Origin of the sequence: Silvania confinis, assembly GCF_025564085.1 — a bacterium.
Lineage (GTDB): Bacteria > Pseudomonadota > Gammaproteobacteria > Enterobacterales > Enterobacteriaceae > Enterobacter > Enterobacter confinis.
In genome coordinates this window covers 1-457 of record NZ_JAMGZJ010000039.1, presented here as the reverse complement: position 1 = coordinate 457, position 457 = coordinate 1, and the positions used below count along the sequence as shown (strand labels likewise).

At 71.6% G+C, this 457-nt stretch carries 2 protein-coding genes; both read left to right on the top strand.

Annotated features, from left to right (window positions below):
- The coding region (locus M8013_RS00175; RefSeq protein WP_271265828.1) for a BamA/TamA family outer membrane protein at nt 1–199 on the top strand (199 nt) is incomplete at its 5' end.
- On the top strand, nt 196–457 hold a 262-nt coding region (locus M8013_RS00170), incomplete at its 3' end, for a hypothetical protein (RefSeq protein ID WP_271265827.1). The genes M8013_RS00175 and M8013_RS00170, both read left to right, overlap by 4 nt.

Below are 457 nucleotides of genomic sequence, written 5' to 3'. Positions count from 1 at the left end.
GGCCGAGCGCTGGCGCCTGGCGACCTTCGTCGACCAGGGCAACGCCTTCAACTCGCTGGACTTCCCGTCGATCAAGACCGGGGTCGGCTTCGGCGTGCGCTGGGTCTCGCCGGTCGGCCCGTTGCGCCTCGACCTGGCCCATGCGCTCGACGACGACGGCGGTTTCCGCCTGCACTTCTCCATGGGGCCAGAACTGTGAAGGCGCTGAAGATCACCTTGCTGGCCATAGTCGGGCTGCTCCTCGCGCTGCTCCTGGGACTCGCTGCGCTGCTCGGCACCCAGGCCGGCAGCGCCTGGCTGCTCGGCCGCGTGCCGGGCCTGCAGGTCAGCGGCTTCGAGGGTCGCCTCGGTGGCGCCTGGCAGGCACAGCGGCTGTCCTGGGCGCAGGACGGTACGCAACTGGTCGTCGAGCGGCCAGAACTGCGCTGGTCGCCGGCTTGCCTGGCGGGGCTGCGCC